Here is a 19,645-nt window from a genome sequence, read left to right on the forward strand (position 1 = left end):
GGGGCGGTCAGCCGGTGAGCATGCCCGTGCGGACCAGGACCAGGCCGAGCAGCGCCAGCACCAGCACCGCGCCGCCGGCCGCCTGGAACAGGCCGCGCCGCATCCGTGGCGCGTACGCCAGGACCAGGGCCATCAGCGCGCCGACGACCAGGCCGCCGAGGTGACCGGCGACCGAGATGCCCGGCACGGTGAACGTGAAGATCAGGTTGATCACGAGGATCGGCACGATGGCCGAGGTGTCCCGGCCGAGCCGGCGCATGATCACGAAGATCGCGGCGAAGAGGCCGAAGATGGCGGTCGACGCCCCGACCGTGCTGGTGTTCGGCGGGCTGAACAGGTAGGCGGCGACGTTGCCGCCGATCCCGGCGACCAGATAGAGCGCGAGGAAGCGCAGCGGCCCGAGCACCGCCTCCAGCGTCCGGCCGAGCACCCAGAGCGCCCACATGTTCAGCAGCAGGTGCAGCAGGCCGTAGTGCAGGAACATCGCGGTCACCAGCCGGTACCACTCACCGGCGGCGACGCCGTGCGGCTCGCCGAAGGCGACGTACGAGGCGTAGCCCAGCACCCCGCCCCACCGGGTCAGCGGGGTGTCCCCGCCGGCCAGCCCGCCGAAGCCGCCCCCGGCGGCCGCGTCACCGCCCCGGTCCGAGACGATGGAGAGGATCATCACCAGCACGTTCAGCGCGATCAGCGCCTTGGTGACGTAGCCCTCGCGGCCGGCGGCACCGCCACCGAAGGCGGTACGCGCCGGCCGCACGCTGCGGCGTCCCTCGCTCACGCACTCCGGGCACTGGTGCCCGACGGAGGCGTCCCGCATGCACTCCGGGCAGATCGGCCGGTCACAGCGGGTGCACCGGACGTAGGTCTCCCGATCAGGGTGCCGGTAGCAGACCGGAGTGGTCGGCCCCGGGCCCCCGGTGGCGTCGCCTGGCTGCCCGGAGCGCTCAGTCATGCGAGCAAAGGTACCCGCGTACCGCTCAGGACTGCTGGCGCTCGATCTCGACCCGCTCGATGACCACGTCCTGCAGCGGCCGGTCGCTCGGGCCGGTCGGGGTGTTCGCGATCGAGTCCACGACCTTCGCCGACTGCTCGTCGGCGACCTGGCCGAAGATGGTGTGCCGGTTGTTCAGGTGCGGGGTCGGCGACACCGTGATGAAGAACTGCGAGCCGTTGGTGCCCGGCCCGGCGTTCGCCATCGCCAGCAGGTACGGCCGGTCGAAGCGCAGCTCGGGGTGGAACTCGTCGGCGAACTTGTAGCCCGGCCCACCGCGGCCGGTGCCGGTCGGGTCGCCCATCTGAACCATGAAGCCGCTGATCACGCGGTGCGAGATGGTGCCGTCGTAGTACGGCCCGTTGCCCGGCTGGCCGGTGCGCGGGTCGATGTATTCGCGGGTGCCCTCGGCCAGCTCGACGAAGTTGCGGACGGTCTTCGGCGCGTGGTTCGGGAAGAGCTCCAGCCGGATCGGGCCAGCGTTGGTGTGCAAGGTGGCGTAGACAGCCTCGGCCACGGGTACTCCTCACTCGTTGGTCAGTTCCATGCGGATCCTCCCATGTGCCCGATCTGGCCATGCGGAGGCATCCGAAGGTGGAGGATGTCGGAGGAAGAACTCCCAGGAGGTGGGACCGTGTTTGGAATCGGGCGGCGTAGGACCCAGGGGCAGCTCGCGAAGGCGGAGCTGAACCAGGGCATCGGTCACCTGAGGCAGGCCGCGACGCACGCGGCGAAGGGTGCCGGCGCCTCGGTCGGCCCGCGGGTCCAGGCAGCCCGGGTTGCCGTCGCGCCCACCGCGACCGTGCTCCGGGACCGGGCGTCGAGCGGGCTCGCCTCGACGGTCGCGGCGGTCGCGCCGCTGGTCCTGGCGGCGCGCGGCGCGCAGGCCGGGGCAGCGGGCAAGGCGATCAAGGGGCGGAAGGCCGCCGCCGCCAAGCAGGTCGAGCTGAGCAAGAAGGCGAAGGCGAAGAACATGAAGGCCGCCAGGAAGAAGCAGAAGCGCTCGCGCGGGATGATGGCCGGCCTGCTGGCCGCCGGCACGGTCGCCGGCCTGGCCGGCGCGATGGCCCTGCGCCGCGCCCGCGAGCAGCGGGAATGGTCCGAGTACGACCCGACCGGCCGGATCGAGTCGAGCCCCGGCGGCACGCTGGAGCCGATGCGCGAGGACGTCGACACCATCGTGGTGGAGACGCCCGACCCGACCGCGAAGGTCACCCAGGCCGGCCCGACCGGCGCGGGCAGCTCGGCGGTGGCCGGCAGCGGCAGCGCCTCGACCGCGCGCGCCAGCAGCCAGCCGGTGATCCAGCCGACCGACAAGGTCCCCTCGGTCGCCGAGGGCGCCCGGGACGTCTCGGGCCGCCCGGCCGACGACGTGTCCACGGCGCTGAGCAACGGCAAGAACGCCGCCCGGACCAGCGGTCGCCGCTGACCCCGACGGAAAAGCGCCGGCGCGCAGGTACGTCCCGCGTCGCCGGCGCTTTTCGTCTGCCAGGCGGGTCAGAGCCAGCCGTTGCGGCGGAACAGCCGGTAGAGGGTGAAGGACGAGGCCAGCATCAGCGCCCACACCCCGGGATAGCCGTAGGTCCAGCCCAGCTCCGGCATGTACTTGAAGTTCATCCCGTAGATGCCGGCGATGGCGGTCCAGACCGCGCCGATCGCCGCCCAGGCGGCGATCTTGCGCATGTCGTTGTTCTGGTCGACGGTGACCTGGGCCAGCCGGGCCTGGAGGATCGAGTTGAGCAGATCGTCGTACGAGTTGACCTGCTCGACGGTGCGGCTGAGGTGGTCCTGCACGTCCCGGAAGTAGCGCCGCACCTCCTTCGGCACGTCCCGGTTGACCTGCGAGGTGAGGGTGAGCAGCGGCCGCTGCAACGGCACCACCGCCCGCTTGAACTCGACCAGCTCCCGCTTCATCTGGTAGATGCGCTGGATCCGTCCGCTGCCCTGCCGGTCGAAGACGTCCGCCTCCAGCACGTCGAGGTCGTCCTCCAGCCGGTCGGCGACCTCCAGGTAGAGGTCCACCACCCGGTCGGTGATCGCGTACGCCACCGCCCACGGGCCGGTACGCAGCAGGTCCCGCTTGGCCTCCAGGTCGGCCCGGACCGCCGACAGCCGGCAGGCGTCCCCGTGCCGGACGCTGACCAGGAAGTCCGGTCCGATGAAGAGCATCACCTGCCCGGTCTCCACCACCTCGGAGTTCTCGGTCAGCTCGGTGTGCTCGCAGTAGCGGGCCGTCCGCAGCACCAGGAACGCCACCTCGCCGAAGTGTTCCAGCTTGGGGCGCTGCTGGGCCTTGACCGCGTCCTCCACGGCCAGCTCGTGCAGGCCGTAGCTGGCGGCGATCTCGGTCATCTCGTCCAGCTCCGGCTCGTGCAGGCCGAGCCAGACGAAGGCGTTGCTCTCTCGGCGGGCCGCCGCCAGCGCGTCGGCGTACTGCCAGTCGCCCTGCTGGCGCTCGCCGTCGACGTAGAGGGCGCAGTCGACGATGCCGCTCCGGCCGGGCCGGGTCGGGGCCGGGTCGCGGGGAGAACCGTCGGCGTTGAGGATGCGGCTCATCGCCCGGACCGGGGCAGCCCAGGCCCGCGGCCGGAGCACCCCGCCGCCGCCCTGTCCGGCCGCGCGGTCACGTGCCAACCTGTCGGTCATCTCGCCCCCTTCCCCACGATGCTGCGGCTTGCAGGTTACGCCGATCGGGACGATCCGCAGCGCCGGACGAGGGGCTGCGACCTGGCTCACCCCTCATCGGCAGGGTGGGTGGGTGGCGCCGGGCGGGCCGGGCCGCGTCAGGGGGGTGAGGGGCGACACGACCCACCCGGCACCCTTTGGGGGCGGGAGTGATGCTGGCGCGCCGTCGATCCGGGCGGGGGCAGGGTTGCGGTCCCCGGCCGCTGGATCGGCCACCAAAGAAAAGTGAGAGGCGCTCGCAGCATTGTGGGTCCCCGGCCGGCCCGAGGGCAGCCCCGGGCCGGCCGGTTTCAGACTTCTGTCAGGAACCTGACAGAAAATCAGCCTCGGACGGCGGCCATCGCCTCGGCCAGCCGCCGGACACCGTCGTCGATCCGGTCCGCCGTCACCGCGGAGTACGCCAGCCGCAGCGCGTGCCGGCCGCCGTCGATCACGAAGTCGCTGCCCTTGACCACCGCCACGCCGCGCTCGGCAGCCGCCGGAGCGAGCCGATCCACCTCGACGTCCTCCGGCAGCTCCACCCAGAGGAAGTAGCCGCCGTCCGGCTCCACGAACCGGGCCTCGGGAATGTGTCGACGCAGCGCCTCGGCGAGCAGCCGGGCCCGCTCGCCCAGCGCGGTCCGCACGGTGTGGATCGACTGCTCGATCTGCCCGGAGACGCAGAACTGGTGCACGATCGCCTGGGCGACCATGCCGGGCGAGATGTAGAGGCTGGTGGCCTTCTTGGCGATCGCCGCGATCAGCTCCGCCGAACCGACCAGGTAGCCGACCCGTACCCCGGGGCAGACCGTCTTGGTAAAGCTCGAGGCGTGCACGACCACGCCCCGGCTGTCCATCGACAGCATCGACGGCAGCGGCTCGCCCCGGAACCGGATGTCCGCGTACGGGTCGTCCTCGAAGATCGTGAAGTTGTACTCGGCGGCCAGGTCCAGCAGCTCCCGGCGCTTCTCCAGGGAGAGGGTCACGCCGGCCGGGTTCTGGTAGTTCGGGATGACGTGGGCCAGCCGGGGCCGGACTCCCGACTCCAGCAGCTTGCGCAGCTCGGCGGTGTCCAGACCGTCCGGCTGGACGGTCACGCCGTGGATCTCGCCGCCCATCTGCTGGAGGTTGAGCAGTGTCCGGTCGTACGTGGGGCGCTCGACCACCACGGCGTCGCCCCGGCGGACCAGGTGGTCGAAGAGGAAGGCGTCGGCCTGGAGTGAGCCGTTCGTGATCAGCACCTGATCGGCCTCGACGCCGTGCTTCTCCGCGATCCACTTCCGCAGGGGCGGGTAGCCGACGGAGGTGCCGTACGCCGTGATCCCGGCTGGGTCGGCGTCGAAGGCGCGGACGGCGGCGGCCTTGAGCCCCTCGACATCGACGATGTCCAGCGAGGGAGCGCCACGGGCGAAGGAGATCAACTGCTCGGCGGTCATGCGGACGAGCCTAGGGCCTGCTCCGTCCGGTCCGGCCGAGATACACGCGAAGTTCAACATGCGGGCAGTCGATCCGGCCGACCGGCCGACCGGAGAGCCGAGACACGCTCGCAAACCGCGTCCCGGGCGGGCGGAACCCGGCCGGCCGGAGAGCCGAGACACGCGCGAACCGCGCACCGGGCGCGCGGAACCCGGCCGGCCGTGGCACCAGCCTGCGGGGGCGGTCGAATTCGACCTCGCCGCCGAGGCCGGACCCCGCCGCGCTCGTTGGATTCAGACCGTCGTGGGCGCGTGTTCCCGGGCCCAGACCCGCATCAGGTCGCGGACCGAGATGACCCCGGCCACCTCCCGTCCGTCCAGCACCACCAGGTGCCGGAAGCCGCCGCGGGCCATGGCCGCCGCCGCCTCCTCCACCGTCCAGTCGGGACCGGCGTAGACCGCGTCCCAGGTCAGATGGGCGCCGGTGCGTTCCTGGTCCGGGTCGAGCCCGGCGCCGATCGCGTTGAGCACGTCCCGCTCGGTCATGATCCCGATCCCTTCGGAATCCGGATCGATCACCACCGCCGAGCCGACCCGGCGGGCCGACATCATCCGGGCCGCCTGGCGGAGCGTGTGCTCCGGGCCGACCACGAGCACCTCACTGGACATCGCTTCCCGAACCTGCATCACGCATCACCCCTATGGGACGGTGGCCTCGGTACGGACATGGTGGGCCATCGATGCGTACCGGGACAAGACCGGGCATCGGCGAAAACGGTCCGCGCTCGCTACCGTGTTGGCGTGCCCACCGAGCCTCTCCGCTGCGCCGGCGCGCTGATCGTGGACGACGACGGCCGCAGCTTCATCCAGCGCCGGTCCCCCGACCGGCGCATCCTTACGGACTGCCGGGACATCGTCGAGCACCGGGACGTCGACGAGGACGGCTTCGCCGCGCTGCGTCCGATCGGTCGGTGAGGGAGCACGTCGAGCTGCCGCCGCACCGGTTCGCGGGGCTGCTCGCCCCGGCGGTCGACCGGGCCTTCATCGCCGGCATGCTGGCCGGGCGGGACGGCGGCGGCGCGGAGCTGAGTTCCCGGTACGGCGGGCCGGCCGCGACCGGTTTCCTGGTGGAGTTCCGCACCCGGCTGGCGGTGCCGGGCGGGACGGTCGGCGGGCCCGGCTTCGCGGCGGTGACCCGCTACCGGGACCCGGCCGCCTGTCAACGGGCGCTGGACAAGCAGGTCGCGTACGGGATGCTCCAGCGCGTCCCGGACGGCGGCTGCTGCGCCACCGAGCGCGGCCTGGCCTTCCTCCGCGAGCTGTCCGGGGTGCACGCCGAGGTGACCGAGGAGCTGTGGGCGGGGCACGACGACCGGGTGGAGCGGCTCGTGACCGCGCTCGGCCGGGTGCTGGCGTACGCCGTCCGGCTGGCCGACGGGGACCGGCCCGGCGCCTTCACCACGATGGCCCCGCCCTACGAGCCGGACGGCACCCCGCCCGGGGTGCTGCTGCTCAACCGGCTCGGCACGATGCGCTACCACCGGGCGGACGCGCACGCGGCGGCGTGGACGGCGGCCGGGCACACCGCGGCCAGCGTGGTGGAGCTGCCGGCGGGGCCGGAGCGGCGGGCCATCGAGCTGGAGACCGACCGGCGGGCGGCCGGCCCGTACACCGTGTTGACCGCCGAGGAGCGGCTGGCGGTGCTCGCCGACCTGGCCGCCCTGCCCGGCTGAACGACGGATGCCCGAAGGCGTCCCGCCACCCGCCGGTATCCTCCACCGGTGACCAGCAGAAGCACTGAGGAGGAAGCCGGCATGATCGGGATGGTGCTCGCGGCCGGTGCGGGGCGGCGGCTGCGCCCGTACACCGACACCCTGCCCAAGGCCCTGGTGCCGGTGGACGGGGAGACCACCATCCTCGACATCGCGCTGCGCAACCTCGCCGAGGTCGGGCTCACCGAGATCGTGATCGTGGTCGGCTACGCCGCCGACGCGGTCCGGGAGCGGCAGGCCGCGCTCGAGGAGAAGTACGGCGTCACCCTCACCCTGGTCCACAACGACAAGGCCGAGGAGTGGAACAACGCCTACTCGCTCTGGCTGGCGCGGGAGCACTTCGCCCGGGGCGTGCTGCTGGTCAACGGCGACACCGTGCACCCGGTGAGCGTGGAGAAGACCCTGCTGGCCGAGCGCGGGCCGGGCATCCTGCTGGCCGTCGACAACATCAAGCCGCTGGCCGAGGAGGAGATGAAGACCACCTTCGACGCGGCCGGCCAGCTCACCCGGATCACCAAGGAGATGGACCCGCTCGACGCGTACGGCGAGTACATCGGCGCCACGCTGATCGAGCCGCAGGTGGCCGACGCGCTCGCCGACGCCCTGGAGGCCACCTGGCGGCGGGACCCGAACCTCTACTACGAGGACGGCTACCAGGAGTTCGCCGACCGGGGCGGCGAGGTGCGGGCCGCGCCGATCGGCGACGTGGCCTGGGTCGAGGTGGACAACCACGCCGACCTCGCCCGGGCTCGGGAGATCGCGTGCCGCTACTAGCCCGGACCGTCAACACCCCGCTCTCCATCGAGGTGCGGCGCGGCGCGGTGGCCGACCTGGGCCCGCTCCTGGCCGACCGGCGGATCTCCGCCGGCGGGGACGTGGCGGTGGTGGTCGGCCCCGGCCAGGGCGAGAAGATCGTGGAGCTGTGCCGGCCGTCACTCGGCGCGGCCGATGTGTTCACGGTCACCGGCGGCACCATCGACGCCGCCAACGAACTCGGCGACCAGCTGCGCCGCCGGCAGTACGACGCCGTGGTGGGCATCGGGGGCGGCCGGACCATCGACACTGCCAAGTACGCGGCCACCCGCTACGGCCTGCCCATGGTCACGGTCGCGACGAGCCTGGCCAACGACGGCATCGCCTCGCCGACCGCGTCCCTGGACCATGAGGGCGGCAAGGGCTCCTACGGCGTACACATCCCGATCGCGGTGATCGTCGACCTGGACTTCGTGGAGAGCGGCCCGGACCGGCAGACCCAGGCCGGGATCGGTGACGCGGTGAGCAACCTCAGTGCCTGTGCCGACTGGGAGCTGGCCCACGCGGTCCGCGGTGAGCCGATCGACGGCCTGGCACTCACCCTGGCCCGGACCGGCGCCGAGGCGCTGATCCACCACCCCGGCAAGATCACCGACGACGGCTTCCTGACCACCCTGGCCGAGGCGCTGATCCTGGGCGGGATCGCGAGTTCGGTGTGCGGGTCGACCCGGCCGGCCAGTGGCGGCGACCACGAGATCTCGCACGCGATCGACCGGCTCTTCCCCGGCACCGGCTCACACGGGGAGCAGGTCGGCGTCGGCGCCCTCTTCTGCACCTTCCTGCGCGGCGAGACGGAACGCTTCGGTCAGCTCGCCCGCTGCCTGCACCGGCACGGCCTGGCCACCACCCCCGCCGAGCTGGGGTTGACCGACGAGCAGTTCGTCGAGGCCGTGCAGTTCGCGCCGACAACCCGGCCGGACCGCTTCACCATCCTCGAGCACCTCGCGCTGTCGGCTACCGAGACGCGGGGGCGGCTGGCAGACTACGCCGGTGCCCTCCGCGACCACCTTGGCTGAGCCCCGTCCCACCGTCGCCGACTTCCACCGGGTCAACCGGGGCGGTGGCCTGTTCAGCGAGTCGATCAGCCAGTGGATCGGGGCGGCCTTCGCGCTGGTCGCCCAGCGCCTGGGGCTGCACCCCACCGCGCTGACCCTGGCCAACCTGGTGCTGGGGCTGGCCGCTTCGGTGACCGTGGTGGCGCTCGCCGACGACGTGGCCGCCGGCACCGTACCGGCCTGGGTGGTCGGGCTGGTCGCCCTGGTCGCGTGGCAGCTCGCGTACGCGCTGGACTGCGCCGACGGGCAGCTGGCCCGGGTGACCGGTCAGCGCAGCGCGGCCGGCGCCCGGATCGACGTGCTCTGCGACGTGGCCGCCCAGATCGCCCTGGTGGCGGCGCTGTCAGCCACGGCGGTGGCGCAGCGCCCGGAGACGCCGACCTGGCTGGTCGCCCTCTTCGCGGGCACCTGGATGGTCAACCTGGTGACGTCGGTGATGCAGTCCGGCCCGAACGCGGCCAGCATGGTCACGTCGACGTCGCTGCCGGTCCGGCTGGTGAAGCTGGTCCGCGACTACGGCGCGGTCATCTTCGTGGCGGCGCTGGTGCTGATCTTCGCCCCCGCCCTGGTGTTCTGGGTGATCGTGGCGTTCACGGTGGTCAACGGCGGCTTCCTGCTGGCCAGCATCGCCTTCTCGGCCCGCGAGTCCTTCCGCTGACCTGGCCTCGCGCCGCCGCCTCGCCCGGGCGGGTGGGCCCGGCGCCGTCGCCGGCTTCGCCGGCATCCTGCTGACCGCCGAGCCCGGCGCCGGCCTGCGTTCGGGCGCGACCACACCGGAGAGGCGTCGGGGGACGGCGGGTGCGGCCCCTCCGTCGCCGGAAGGGCCGCACCCGGTGGTCCGTCGGTTTCCCGGGCGCGGTCAGGCCACCGTGCAGGGGATGCCGTTGAGGGTGAAGGCGGTCGGTTCGGCGGTGTTGCCCGTGTGGCTCGCCTGGAAGCCGATGTCGATGGTCGCGCCGGGGGCGATCGTGGCGTTGTAGTCGACGTTGCGGGCGCTCACCTGGCCGCTGGCGGGCGAGTAGGTGGCGTTCCAGCCCGAGGTGATGGACTGCCCCGAGGGCAGGGTGAAGGCCAGCGTCCAGCCGTTGATCGCCGAGGTGCCGGTGTTGGTGATGCCGATGCTGGCGGTGAGGCCGGAATTCCAGCTGTTCACCGTGTAGGTGACCCGGGGGCCGGTGCCACCGGTTGTGGGCGTGGGGGTCGGACTGGCCGGCGGGGTGGTCGGCGGCGGGGTGGTGGGCGGCGGCGTTCCGGTGACGCTGGTCACGAAGGTCATGATGCTGCGGGCGGGCAGCGTGACGGTGAGGGAGCCGTTCGTCATGGTGAGCGCGCTCTGCGGGGCGACGGTCCGGCTCCCGTCGGTGAGCCAGTTCGAGACGCTTCCGGACGCGGTGGCGCCCGACAGGGTGAACTGTTGGCTCACCGACGAGGTGTTCTTGTTGACGGCGACGATGACGACGGTGTCGCCACCCCGGTACGCCGAGACGTAGACGTTCGATGCCGGGTTCGCCGTCGCGTCGATCCGGTCGTAACCGGGTCGTACGAACCGGGCGAAGTGCGCCATCATGGCGCCCCGCTTGCTGATCTGGCCGTCCTCCCGCATGGGGCCGTAGCTGCGCCGCAGGTACCACCAGACGTATGCCTGGAACTCGGCGTCCACCATCGCGCGATGGATGTGCTCGCCCACGTCGAGCGCCTCGGGCCAGGCGTCGCCCGAGTTGGCGTTGCTGTTCGGGTAGTAGACCTCGGTCATCCAGAGTTCTTTGCCGGCACCCTTCTGGGTGAAGAGGGGGTACGGGAAGTTCGAGTACGGCGTGCCGTAGAGGTGGGCCCCGATGATGTCCACGTTGGCCAGCGCGACGGGGTCGTTGAGGATCGGGTCGGACATGGACTTGACGTACTGGAAGGACTCGGGCGCCATGACCCTGGTGCCGATCGAGCCGGCGTTCTCCCGCAGGAACCGGACGATCTCGCTGCTGGTCCACCAGGTCCAGTCGTGCGCGTAGTCGGGCTCGTTCTGCACGGAGATGGCGTACAGGTTCACCCCGTTGTTGCGCAGGTAGGTGGTGAAGTCGTTCAGGTGCTGGGCGTAGGCGGCGTACGAGCTGTACCGCAGCCGCTTCGCGTTGGTCTGACTGCCGCGCACGAAGGTCTCGATCATGCTGGCGGGAGGGTTCCACGGCGACGCGAAGACGGTCACCCCGAGTTCGGCCGCGCGCTTCGCCGTCGCCAGGTCACGGCCGAAGTCCGCCTGACTCTCGCCGACGGGGATGCGCAGGATGGAGAACCCCAGCCGCCCCTCGCCGGTGCCGAACGCCGTCTCCCGCTGGGCGGCCGTCAGGTCGCCGATCCAGGCCGCGTGGGTCATGGCGCCGTAGCCCTTGATCGTCTGCCGCCGCGCGGACAGGTTGATGGTCGCCGGTGCGGCCGAGGCTCTCGTGGCTCCCAGCAGGGTCGCCGCCGCCGCGACCGGCACGGCCCCGATCGTGGTCAGGACGGTTCTCCGGCGCAGCAGTCGCCGCTCGCCGCCGCCCGACTCGTGCTGATTTTGCGTCATGGTGCGTTCTCCTCCTGGCTGGTGGTGGTGAGACGCGCGCCTTTCCCGGTCCGGTCGGGTCCGGTCGGCACCGCTCTCCAGCGTCGCCTGGGGGCTGCCCTTGACCCCGGCGTCAATGACCTGTCGGCTCTCATCGACTGACGCCACTGTTATCGCTAACAAAATCGGAGCTTAGGTTCCTCGCGCAGCACGGGTCAAGCGCTCCCACCGGCTCCGGTGAGCGCCAGGAAGGCGCGTGTGACACCACCGGCGCGTCGTCCACCGCCGACCACGCCGGTCGGTGGAACAGCACGGGTGGTGCCGGGTCAGCGCAGCGAGGCGTACACGTCGATCAGGCGTTTCGTGAGCACGTCCGGGTGGAAGGTGTGCTCGTAGCGCGCGCGGGCGGCCGGAGCCAGGGCCGCCGCCCCGGCCCGCGCCACCGGCAGCGCGGCGGCCAGCGCCGCCGGCTCCGGGGCCACCACCCAGCCCGCCTCGCCCGGCTTCACCCCGTGCGGCAGCGGGACGGAGCCCACGCCCGGGGTGGCGGTGGCGACGGCGGCCGGGCCGGTGCCGGCGGGCTCGCGGGGGGCGTCCGCCCCGACCAGGTACGGGATGCCGCCGAGCGCGGTGCCGAGCACCGGCCGCCCGCTCGCCATCGCCTCCAGGATCACGGTGGGCAGCACGTCGTGCCAGGTCGAGGCGGCCACGATCACGGCGCTGGCCTCGACCGCCGCGCGGACCCCGGCGCGGTCCAGCGACCCGAGGTACGTCACGTCGGCGCGCTCGGCGGCCGCGGCCTCGGCCAGGTGGCGCAGCTCGCCGTCGCCGGCGATGCGCAGCGGGCCGAGCGAGCCGTCCGGGTGCCGTCGCCAGGCGTCCAGCAGCAGGCCGAGCCCCTTCTCGGGGGAGAGCCGGGCCAGGTAGAGGAAGCCGTCGCCGAGCGGGGCGGGCGTACCCGGGTCGGGAATGCCGTTGGGCTTGACCACGATCCGCTCGTCCGGGATGCCGTAGTCGCGCAGGTGATCGGCGACCGCCGTGGTGAGCGCGATGAACCGGTCCACCGACTTCCAGGTGGGGCGGTGCACGGCGAGCGTGGTGGCCATCAGCGCGCTCTGCGCCCGGGAGTCGCGGTAGCAGCGGTGCACGATCGCCGGCACGCCCAGCGCCCGGCCCCGGCAGTCCTGGCAGATCACGCCGTCGCGGAAGTAGAGCCCGGAGGAGCAGACCTGCCGGTAGTTGTGCACGGTCTGCACCACCGGCACCCCCCGCTTGTGCGCGGTCCGCACCACCCAGGGCGAGAGCAGCGGGTACGGGTTGTGCAGGTGCAGCACGTCGGGCCGGTGCTCGACCAGCAGCCGGTCGAGGTCGTGCTGGGCCTGGGGGGCCCAGATCGGGGAGATCGGCAGCAGCGCCTTGGCCGCCTTCGACATGGTGGGGATCTCGTCGGAGCTGCGCAGGAACGGCAGCACCTCCACCCCGGCGGCGGTGAGCTGGGCGATCTCGGCGTCGACGATGGTGTTCTCGCCGGAGGGCTGGGCTTCCCGGTACCGGTTGTGCGCCACCACGATTCTCACGGAGCTTGCCTTTCGTTCGCGACTGCGGGACTCGCAAGCTCATTCCTCACGCTCACGGAGCTTGCCTTTCGTTCGCGACTGCGGGACTCGCAAGCTCATTCCTCACGCTCACGGGAAAGAAGGCTACCGTTGGACGGTGCCTGAATTACCGGAGGTGGAAGCGCTCGCCGGCTATCTGCGCGAGCGCGCGGTGGGCCGGCGCGTCGAGCGCGTCGAGGTTGCCGCGATCAGTGCCCTGAAGACGTACGACCCGCCGCCGAGCGCGGTGGCTGGGCAGGCCGTGACCGGTGCGGGCCGGCACGGCAAGTTCCTCGACGTGCTCTTCGAGGGCGGGCTGCACCTGGTCGTGCACCTGGCCCGCGCGGGCTGGCTGCACTACCGGGAGGCGTTTCCGTCGACCACTCCGCTGCGCCCGGGCAAGGGCCCGGTGGCGCTGCGGGTCCGGCTCGACGACGGCTCCGGGTTCGACCTGACCGAGGCCGGCACCCAGAAGAAGCTGGCCGCGTACCTGGTGACCGATCCGGCGCAGGTGCCGGGGGTGGCCAAGCTGGGGCCGGACGCGCTCGGTGCCGACCTGGCCACCTTCGCCGAGCGGCTCCGCAGCCGGCGCGGGCAGGTCAAGGGGGTGCTGACCGACCAGGCGGTGCTGGCCGGCGTGGGTAACGCGTACTCCGACGAGATCCTGCACGCGGCGAAGCTCTCGCCGTTCGCGCTCACCGACCGGCTCACGGACGACCAGCTCGCCACCCTGCACGCGGCGACCCGGGCCGTGCTCGGTGACGCGGTCCGGCGGTCGATGGGGCAGCGGGCCGCCGAGTTGAAGGGCGAGAAGCGCTCCGGGCTGAAGGTCCACGCCCGGAAGGGCCTGCCCTGCCCGGTATGTGGCGATCTGGTGCGCGAGGTTTCGTTCGCCGATTCGAGCCTCCAGTACTGCCCCACCTGCCAGACCGGGGGCAAACCACTCGCTGACCGTCGGTTGTCCCGCCTCGTACGGTGAGTAACCCCACCCTGCGATTACGGAGAGGAATCGGCCCGGGATCTCCGAAGCTCCCGTCTGCTCCTCTACCGGGGCCGTCATCCATCGGTATAGTGGCCCGGTCCCCGGCTTCACAACCGATACGGAGCCGGCCAGATCCCCGCGAGCACCGACGGACGGCACTTCCCTTCGGGAGGCCGTCCCGGCCGGGCCCGGCGTGGGAGACTGGGACGGTGGGCGACCCGGGCCCTCACTGCGAGTGAGGACGCGTGTCATGCGGGAGGACATGGGTTGAGGTGACGACAAGCCTCCAGCGCCCGGTAACCAACACAGGCCGGAGCAAGAGCGTGCGGCACGTCGACAGCTTCGAGATCCAGCCGCCGACACCGCCGTCGCACAACGGCGTACCCCGGTCGGCTTGGGCCCGTGCCCGCCGGCGGGTGTCCCGCTGGCACCGCCCCTACACCGCGCTGCTGCTCCTGCTCGACTTCGCCGCGGTGGTGGTGGCCGACTGGATCGCCCAGGAGGCGTTCGGCCAGGCCCGGGCCGGCTTCTACAACGCCCAGGAAGACCCGACCTGGTTCTACACCGTGGCGTTCGTGCTGCTGCCGCTCGGCTGGCTGGTCCTGCTCTGGGGCAACCGGGCGTACGACCGGCGCTACCTCGGGCTGGGCCCCGACGAGTTCAAGCGGGTGGTCCGCGCCGGGGTGGCGGTCGCCGCCACGGTGTCGTTCCTCGCCTTCGCCACCAAGACCGACCTCTCCCGCTACACGGTGGGCTTCGCCCTGCTCGGCGCGTTGCTGCTGATCCTGGTGGAGCGCTTCCTGGCGCGCTTCCTGCTGCACGCGATCCGCCGCCAGGCCGGCCAGGCCGGGCACCGGATGGTGCTGATCGGCACCCTGCCGGAGTGCCTGGAGGTCTACACCGCGGTCACCCGCAACCCCAGCGCCGGCCTGGTGCCGGTGGCGATCCACCTCACCGACGGGTACGCCGCGGCGCGCGGCATCGAGACTCCCGTGCCGGTCTATGCCGGCCGGGACGTGCTCGCCCTGGTCCGCGAGGTCGGCGGGGACACCATCGCGGTCTGCGGCTCGGCCAGCGCCGAGCCCGGCGAGCTGCGCCGGCTGGCCTGGCAGCTGGAGGGCTCCGGCGTCGACCTGGTGGTCGCGCCCCAACTCACCGACATCGCCGGGCCTCGGGTGCACATCCGCCCGATCGAGGGCCTGCCGCTGCTGCACGTCGAGGAGCCGACGCTGTCGGGCCCGGCGCTGCTGGTCAAGAACCTGATGGACCGGGTCGCCGCCGGGCTCGGCCTGGTGCTGCTGATCCCGCTCTTCGCGGCCGTGGCGCTCGCCATCCGGATCTCCGACCCCGGGCCGGTCTTCTTCCGGCAGCCCCGGGTCGGGCACGAGGGGCGGACCTTCCGGGTCTGGAAGTTCCGGACCATGTACGTCGACGCCGAGGAGCGCCTGGCCAGCCTGGTCGACCAGAACGAGACCGACGGCCTGCTGTTCAAGATGAAGCAGGACCCGCGGGTCTTCCCGGTGGGCCGGTTCCTGCGCGCCTCCTCGCTGGACGAGCTGCCCCAGCTGATCAACGTGCTCTGGGGCGAGATGTCCCTGGTCGGGCCGCGCCCGCTCCCCGCCGACGACGGCGACTTCCTGGGCGACGTGCGGCGCCGGCTGCTGGTCCGCCCCGGGATCACCGGCCTGTGGCAGGTCTCCGGCCGCTCCGACCTGTCCTGGGACGAGGCGGTCCGGCTCGACCTCTACTACGTCGACAACTGGTCGCTGGCGTACGACCTGAGCATCCTGTGGCGGACCGTCGGGGTGGTGCTCGCCCGCAAGGGCGCGTACTAGCGCTACGGGGGCGTACCCGTCAGGATCGCTGCGTGGGTGCCAACCTCTCGGCCGTGTTCGGCGTCGTCTCGCTGGTCAGCGCGCTCGCCGCGGCGCTCTGGGCGGTGCTGCGGCTGCGCGGCCGCCGGGGCATCGCGACCGCCACCCAGCGCGCCACCTACGAGGTGCTGCACACCGCCGGCCTCGCCGCCGAGCCGCTGCGGGCCGGGTTGAGCAGCACGGGCGCGGCGAAGGCCGTACGCCATCTGCGGGCCCTGGTCGGTGCGGCCGGGCTGGCCCTGACGGACCGGGAGGCCCTGCTCGCGCTCGACGGGCGCGGGGCGCACCACGGCGACCAACTGCTCGCGGCGGCCCAGCGGGCGGCCGGCACCGGCCGGTCGACCGTGCTGCACGACGCGGAGCTGCAGTGCGACCTGGTGGACTGTCCGGTACGCGGCGCCGTGGTGGCCCCGCTGAGCGCGGACGGCCGGGTGGTCGGGGCGCTGGTGGCGATCGCCGACGAGCGGCCCGCCCCGGGGCTGGTGCAGGCCACCCTGGAGACCGCCCACTGGGCCGGTGACCAGCTCGCCCTCGCCGAGCTGGACTCGTCCCGGGAGCGCCTGGCCCGGGCCGAGGTACGCGCGCTGCGCGCCCAGATCAGCCCGCACTTCATCTACAACGCGCTGACCGCGATCGGTTCGTTCGTCCGGACCGACCCGGAGCGGGCCCGCGAGCTGATCCTGGAGTTCGCCGAGTTCACCCGCTACTCGTTCCGGGCGCACGGCGAGTTCACCACCCTCGCCGAGGAGCTGCGCTCGATCGACCGGTACCTGACCATCGAGCGGGCCCGGTTCGGCGAGCGGCTCCAGGTGCGGCTCCAGATCGCGCCGGAGGTGCTGCCGGTGACCCTGCCGTTCCTCTGCCTCCAGCCGCTGGTGGAGAACGCCGTCCGGCACGGGTTGTCCCGCAAGCCGGGCACCGGCATGGTGAGCATCGAGGCCCGGGACGCGGGCGCGGAGTGCCACATCACGGTGGAGGACGACGGAGTGGGGATGGATCCGACCACGCTGACCGCCGGCATCGCCGAGCTGGCCGCGGACGGCGGTGACCCGACCGACGACCCGGGGCAGCACGTCGGTCTCTCGAACGTCGACGAGCGGCTCCGGTCGGTCTTCGGGGACCGGTTCGGCCTGGTCGTCGAGACCGGCCTGGGCTCGGGTACGAAGGTGAGCATGCGGGTGCCGAAGTTCCATCCCGGGGTACGGGCGACGTCATGAACACCGCCACCGGGTTCCTCCGCGTGCTCGCGGTGGACGACGAGCCGCCGGCGCTGGACGAGCTGGCGTACCACCTGCGAGCGGATCCGCGGGTGGCCCGGCTGCACACCGCCGGGGACGCCACCGAGGCGCTGCGGCTGCTCCGCGACGGGGACGTGGACGTGGTCTTCCTGGACATCCGGATGCCCGGCCTGGACGGCATGGAGCTGGCCCGGGTGCTGCGCCGGTTCGCCCGGCCACCGGCGATCGTCTTCGTCACCGCGTACGACGACGGCGCGGTGGACGCCTTCGACCTGGGCGCCACGGACTACGTGCGCAAGCCGGTACGGGCGGAACGGCTGGCCGAGTCGCTGCGCCGGGTGATCGGTTCCCGGGTGGTGCCCTCGCATCCGGCGGCGCTGGCCCGGGCCGAGGAGGACCCGACGATCCCGATCGAGCTGGCCGGGACGACCCGGATGCTGCCCCGCTCGGCGGTGCGCTGGGTGGAGGCGCAGGGCGACTACGCCCGGCTGCACACCGCGGACGGTTCGCACCTGGTCCGGGTCTCGCTGGCCACCCTGGCGGAGCGCTGGGCGGATGCGGGTTTCGTGCGGATCCACCGGTCGTACCTGGTGCAGCTGCGGCTGATCGCGGAGCTGCGGCTGGTCAACTCCGGGTACGTGGTGGTGATCGACGGGTCGGAGTTGCCGGTGAGCCGCCGGCACACCCGGGAGTTGAAGGACAAGCTGGTCCGGGCCGCCAAGCAGGACTGGAACCGCTGAGCGGAGATTTTCCGCCGGACCGGGAATACGCGCCACTTGCCGTACGCTGTACGGGACGCCGTACGACAGAGTGGAGGCTCGCATGCCCGACAGCCGTTACGACGCCGCGACCGACTTCGACCGGCAGCTCGACCGCCTCGTGCAGCTCGGCTACCCCGCCCTGGCCGGGCTGACCGAGGACGCCTTCCGCGACCTGCTCACCCCGCTGCGGGAAGCGGCCGTCGCCGGGGCGGCCGGGCTGGCCGCACCCACCGACCGGCGGGTGCCGTTCCTGCTGGTGACCACCCGCGAGCTGGTGCCGGTCGAGGAACGGATCGCGTTGACCACGCTCGCCGGCAAGCGCAAGCCCGGCGTGCTCGACCGGAACTTTCCCGCCGCCGACCTGCCCGGCTTCGACCCGATCAAGGAACTGGAGGTGCCGGCCGGGCCGGCGTACCTGCTCTTCGACGTGGACCGGGGCGAGGAGTACCGCAACCTGCCGCCGGCCACCGCGCTGGAACAGATGACCGCGGCGGGCCGGCTGCCGATCACCATCGACGAGGGGCTGGCCTTCGTCACCCTGCACCCGCCGGCCCTGGCCAGCAACCGGTGCTTCTCGCTGGTCGGATCGCGGTGCGGGGACCGGCGGGTGCCGGCGCTCTGGATCAGCCAGGGTGCGCCGAAGCTGGGCTGGTGCTGGCACGGCAACCCGCACACCTGGCTCGGCTCGGCCACGGCCGATCCGGTGCGGGTCGGGCTGAGCTGAGCGTCGGGCTGGCCGGAGCGGATGCCGGCGCGGCCGTTCCTGGCCCCCGCCGGCATCCGCTCAGAAGATGTCGCCCACCGGCAGCGCCAACGGAAACGGCTGGTCGGTCCGGAGGGTGTCGGTCGCGCTGAGCACGGCGGCCTCGCGGTAGCCACCGCCGGCGTTCGCCAGCACGGTCAGCGTCTGCTTGCGCGGCTCGACCAGCCAGTAGCGGGGGATGCCGGCCAGCCCGTACTCGTGCCGTTTGAGGACCAGGTCGCGGCCCGCGTTGCCGGGTGAGACCACCTCGACGACGAGGAGCACGTCGGCCGGGGCGAGCGCCGGCCCGCCCTGGTCGAGGGCATCCTCCCGGGCGACGAAGAGATCCGGGACGAAATAGGAGGACCGCTTCGCGCTGACGCCGATGTCCTGCCCGACGAGCAGCCCGGGCGGGGCCTGGCGGTCGAGGAGCCGGCGGAGGCGGTTGGCGACCGCCCCGTGGAAGACGTCCGCGTGCGGCGACACGAGCAGGCTCCCGTCGAAGATCTCGTAATCCTGGCCGTCCTCGGGAAGGTCCTGGAGGTCGTCAACCGTCCACGCTTCGCCTTGACCGGGCCGAGCTGGGCTGGTCACTGTCACACCTCCTCTCTACCGGCTCACCCTGACATCCCCACCCGTCGTCCACAACGAGGCAGCCGTCCGCCACCGGGTTGTCCACAGGAGTGAAGCGTTATCCACACGTTGTCCACAGCGCCGTCCCCGTACCCTTGACAATCCCACCGAGCAGGCAAGACTGCCGGGGATGACCGGAGCCGACGAGCAGGACGGTCCGGGGCGGGGGGTGGCCGCTCCGGTCCCCGCGCCGCGCACCACCGACCCGCCGCGCCGGACCCGGATCGTGCTGGCCGAGGTGGCCCGCCCGGCCACCCGCGCCGAGCGGACCCGCTCCGAACTGGCCCAGCAGACCCCGGTCGGCGAGACCCTGGTGCAGGGGCTGGTCCGGGCCCAGCTCAGCCTGGCGCTGCGGCTCAGCCTGCTGGTGCTGATCGCGTTGGGCGGGCTGCCCTGGCTCTTCGCCATCGCCCCCTCGGTCGGCCGGGTCACCGTGCTCGGGGTCAACCTGCCGTGGCTGCTGCTCGGGGTGGCCGCCTTCCCCTTCCTGATCGGGGTCGGCTGGGCGTACGTGCGGCTGGCCGAACGCAACGAGCAGGACTTCACCGACCTGGTCCAGCGGCCGGAGCGCTGA

20 protein-coding genes are annotated in these 19,645 nt (G+C 72.5%); 12 read left to right on the forward strand and 8 right to left on the reverse strand.

Annotated features, from left to right (window positions below):
* Positions 1-7 precede the first annotated feature (7 nt).
* Together LQ51_RS19475 and LQ51_RS19480 are read right to left on the reverse strand one after the other, a co-directional pair.
* Positions 8-952 carry a rhomboid family intramembrane serine protease gene (locus LQ51_RS19475; protein WP_046567742.1) on the reverse strand — a complete coding sequence of 315 codons (945 nt, stop codon included), beginning with the start codon at positions 950-952 and terminating at the stop codon, positions 8-10.
* Between the two features lie 25 nt (positions 953-977).
* Entirely contained in the window at positions 978-1,508 is a 531-nt protein-coding gene (locus tag LQ51_RS19480; protein WP_046567745.1) for a peptidylprolyl isomerase, read from the reverse strand.
* Between the two features lie 84 nt (positions 1,509-1,592).
* Between LQ51_RS19480 and LQ51_RS19485 the strand changes: the two genes are divergently transcribed.
* Positions 1,593-2,420 carry a hypothetical protein gene (locus LQ51_RS19485; RefSeq protein ID WP_046567747.1) on the forward strand — a complete coding sequence of 276 codons (828 nt, stop codon included), beginning with the start codon at positions 1,593-1,595 and terminating at the stop codon, positions 2,418-2,420.
* Positions 2,421-2,488: 68 nt separating this feature from the next.
* Here LQ51_RS19485 and corA read toward each other — a convergent pair whose 3' ends face one another.
* The 3 genes from corA to LQ51_RS19500 form a co-directional block, all read right to left on the reverse strand.
* Positions 2,489-3,637, reverse strand: coding sequence for a magnesium/cobalt transporter CorA (gene corA / locus LQ51_RS19490; RefSeq protein ID WP_046567749.1), 1,149 nt, complete (start codon positions 3,635-3,637; stop codon positions 2,489-2,491).
* Positions 3,638-3,996: 359 nt separating this feature from the next.
* Entirely contained in the window at positions 3,997-5,091 is a 1,095-nt protein-coding gene (locus tag LQ51_RS19495; RefSeq protein ID WP_046567750.1) for an aminotransferase-like domain-containing protein, read from the reverse strand.
* Positions 5,092-5,364: 273 nt separating this feature from the next.
* Positions 5,365-5,757, reverse strand: a complete 393-nt coding sequence (locus LQ51_RS19500; RefSeq protein WP_046567753.1) for a CBS domain-containing protein — start codon at positions 5,755-5,757, stop codon at positions 5,365-5,367.
* A gap of 114 nt (positions 5,758-5,871) precedes the next feature.
* Between LQ51_RS19500 and LQ51_RS19505 the strand changes: the two genes are divergently transcribed.
* From LQ51_RS19505 to LQ51_RS19525, 5 genes are all read left to right on the forward strand, one after another.
* A complete protein-coding gene (locus LQ51_RS19505) occupies positions 5,872-6,045 on the forward strand; it encodes a hypothetical protein (protein ID WP_231605800.1) in 174 nt (57 codons plus the stop codon).
* Positions 6,042-6,803, forward strand: coding sequence for a hypothetical protein (locus LQ51_RS19510; protein ID WP_046567755.1), 762 nt, complete (start codon positions 6,042-6,044; stop codon positions 6,801-6,803). Before LQ51_RS19505 ends, LQ51_RS19510 begins: the two co-directional genes overlap by 4 nt.
* 81 nt (positions 6,804-6,884) lie before the next feature.
* The gene (locus LQ51_RS19515; RefSeq protein WP_046567757.1) at positions 6,885-7,616 is read left to right on the forward strand and encodes a phosphocholine cytidylyltransferase family protein; all 732 of its coding nucleotides are present in this window, start codon (positions 6,885-6,887) and stop codon (positions 7,614-7,616) included.
* Positions 7,604-8,671 (forward strand): iron-containing alcohol dehydrogenase family protein, encoded by a 1,068-nt coding sequence (locus LQ51_RS19520; protein ID WP_046567759.1) that lies wholly within the window; start codon positions 7,604-7,606, stop codon positions 8,669-8,671. Before LQ51_RS19515 ends, LQ51_RS19520 begins: the two co-directional genes overlap by 13 nt.
* Entirely contained in the window at positions 8,646-9,368 is a 723-nt protein-coding gene (locus tag LQ51_RS19525; protein ID WP_046567763.1) for a CDP-alcohol phosphatidyltransferase family protein, read from the forward strand. Before LQ51_RS19520 ends, LQ51_RS19525 begins: the two co-directional genes overlap by 26 nt.
* A 201-nt stretch (positions 9,369-9,569) precedes the next feature.
* Here LQ51_RS19525 and LQ51_RS19530 read toward each other — a convergent pair whose 3' ends face one another.
* The gene (locus tag LQ51_RS19530) at positions 9,570-11,267 is read right to left on the reverse strand and encodes a glucuronoarabinoxylan endo-1,4-beta-xylanase XynC (RefSeq protein ID WP_046567764.1); all 1,698 of its coding nucleotides are present in this window, start codon (positions 11,265-11,267) and stop codon (positions 9,570-9,572) included.
* Positions 11,268-11,572: 305 nt separating this feature from the next.
* The gene (locus LQ51_RS19535) at positions 11,573-12,823 is read right to left on the reverse strand and encodes a glycosyltransferase family 4 protein (RefSeq protein ID WP_046567766.1); all 1,251 of its coding nucleotides are present in this window, start codon (positions 12,821-12,823) and stop codon (positions 11,573-11,575) included.
* 136 nt (positions 12,824-12,959) lie between these two features.
* Between LQ51_RS19535 and LQ51_RS19540 the strand changes: the two genes are divergently transcribed.
* From LQ51_RS19540 to LQ51_RS19560, 5 genes are all read left to right on the forward strand, one after another.
* Entirely contained in the window at positions 12,960-13,820 is an 861-nt protein-coding gene (locus tag LQ51_RS19540; protein WP_046567767.1) for an Fpg/Nei family DNA glycosylase, read from the forward strand.
* A gap of 326 nt (positions 13,821-14,146) precedes the next feature.
* Positions 14,147-15,658 carry a sugar transferase gene (locus LQ51_RS19545; RefSeq protein WP_046567768.1) on the forward strand — a complete coding sequence of 504 codons (1,512 nt, stop codon included), beginning with the start codon at positions 14,147-14,149 and terminating at the stop codon, positions 15,656-15,658.
* 32 nt (positions 15,659-15,690) lie between these two features.
* Positions 15,691-16,914 carry a sensor histidine kinase gene (locus tag LQ51_RS19550; protein WP_046567770.1) on the forward strand — a complete coding sequence of 408 codons (1,224 nt, stop codon included), beginning with the start codon at positions 15,691-15,693 and terminating at the stop codon, positions 16,912-16,914.
* Positions 16,911-17,675 (forward strand): LytR/AlgR family response regulator transcription factor, encoded by a 765-nt coding sequence (locus LQ51_RS19555; RefSeq protein WP_046567772.1) that lies wholly within the window; start codon positions 16,911-16,913, stop codon positions 17,673-17,675. The genes LQ51_RS19550 and LQ51_RS19555 overlap by 4 nt, the downstream gene beginning before the upstream one ends.
* 82 nt (positions 17,676-17,757) lie before the next feature.
* Entirely contained in the window at positions 17,758-18,420 is a 663-nt protein-coding gene (locus LQ51_RS19560; RefSeq protein WP_046567773.1) for a DUF5701 family protein, read from the forward strand.
* Positions 18,421-18,480: 60 nt separating this feature from the next.
* Here LQ51_RS19560 and LQ51_RS19565 read toward each other — a convergent pair whose 3' ends face one another.
* A complete protein-coding gene (locus tag LQ51_RS19565; RefSeq protein ID WP_046567777.1) occupies positions 18,481-19,032 on the reverse strand; it encodes a Uma2 family endonuclease in 552 nt (183 codons plus the stop codon).
* Positions 19,033-19,201: 169 nt separating this feature from the next.
* On the opposite strand from LQ51_RS19565, the gene LQ51_RS19570 reads away from it, so the two are divergent.
* On the forward strand, positions 19,202-19,645 hold the full coding sequence (locus LQ51_RS19570; protein WP_231605801.1) for a hypothetical protein: 444 nt from the start codon (positions 19,202-19,204) through the stop codon (positions 19,643-19,645).

The sequence above is a fragment of the Micromonospora sp. HK10 genome, assembly GCF_000982955.1.
Classification (GTDB): domain Bacteria; phylum Actinomycetota; class Actinomycetes; order Mycobacteriales; family Micromonosporaceae; genus Micromonospora.

Bases quoted from the DNA above. Each gene is read 5' to 3' on its own strand.
- LQ51_RS19485 (WP_046567747.1), top strand. From the start codon at position 1,593: ATGTCGGAGGAAGAACTCCCAGGAGGTGGGACCGTGTTTGGAATCGGG.
- LQ51_RS19530 (WP_046567764.1), bottom strand. From the start codon at position 11,267: ATGACGCAAAATCAGCACGAGTCGGGCGGCGGCGAGCGGCGACTGCTG.
- LQ51_RS19555 (WP_046567772.1), top strand. From the start codon at position 16,911: ATGAACACCGCCACCGGGTTCCTCCGCGTGCTCGCGGTGGACGACGAG.
- LQ51_RS19475 (WP_046567742.1), bottom strand. From the start codon at position 952: ATGACTGAGCGCTCCGGGCAGCCAGGCGACGCCACCGGGGGCCCGGGG.
- LQ51_RS19500 (WP_046567753.1), bottom strand. From the start codon at position 5,757: ATGCAGGTTCGGGAAGCGATGTCCAGTGAGGTGCTCGTGGTCGGCCCG.
- LQ51_RS19515 (WP_046567757.1), top strand. From the start codon at position 6,885: ATGATCGGGATGGTGCTCGCGGCCGGTGCGGGGCGGCGGCTGCGCCCG.
- LQ51_RS19570 (WP_231605801.1), top strand. From the start codon at position 19,202: ATGACCGGAGCCGACGAGCAGGACGGTCCGGGGCGGGGGGTGGCCGCT.
- LQ51_RS19495 (WP_046567750.1), bottom strand. From the start codon at position 5,091: ATGACCGCCGAGCAGTTGATCTCCTTCGCCCGTGGCGCTCCCTCGCTG.
- corA (WP_046567749.1), bottom strand. From the start codon at position 3,637: ATGACCGACAGGTTGGCACGTGACCGCGCGGCCGGACAGGGCGGCGGC.
- LQ51_RS19560 (WP_046567773.1), top strand. From the start codon at position 17,758: ATGCCCGACAGCCGTTACGACGCCGCGACCGACTTCGACCGGCAGCTC.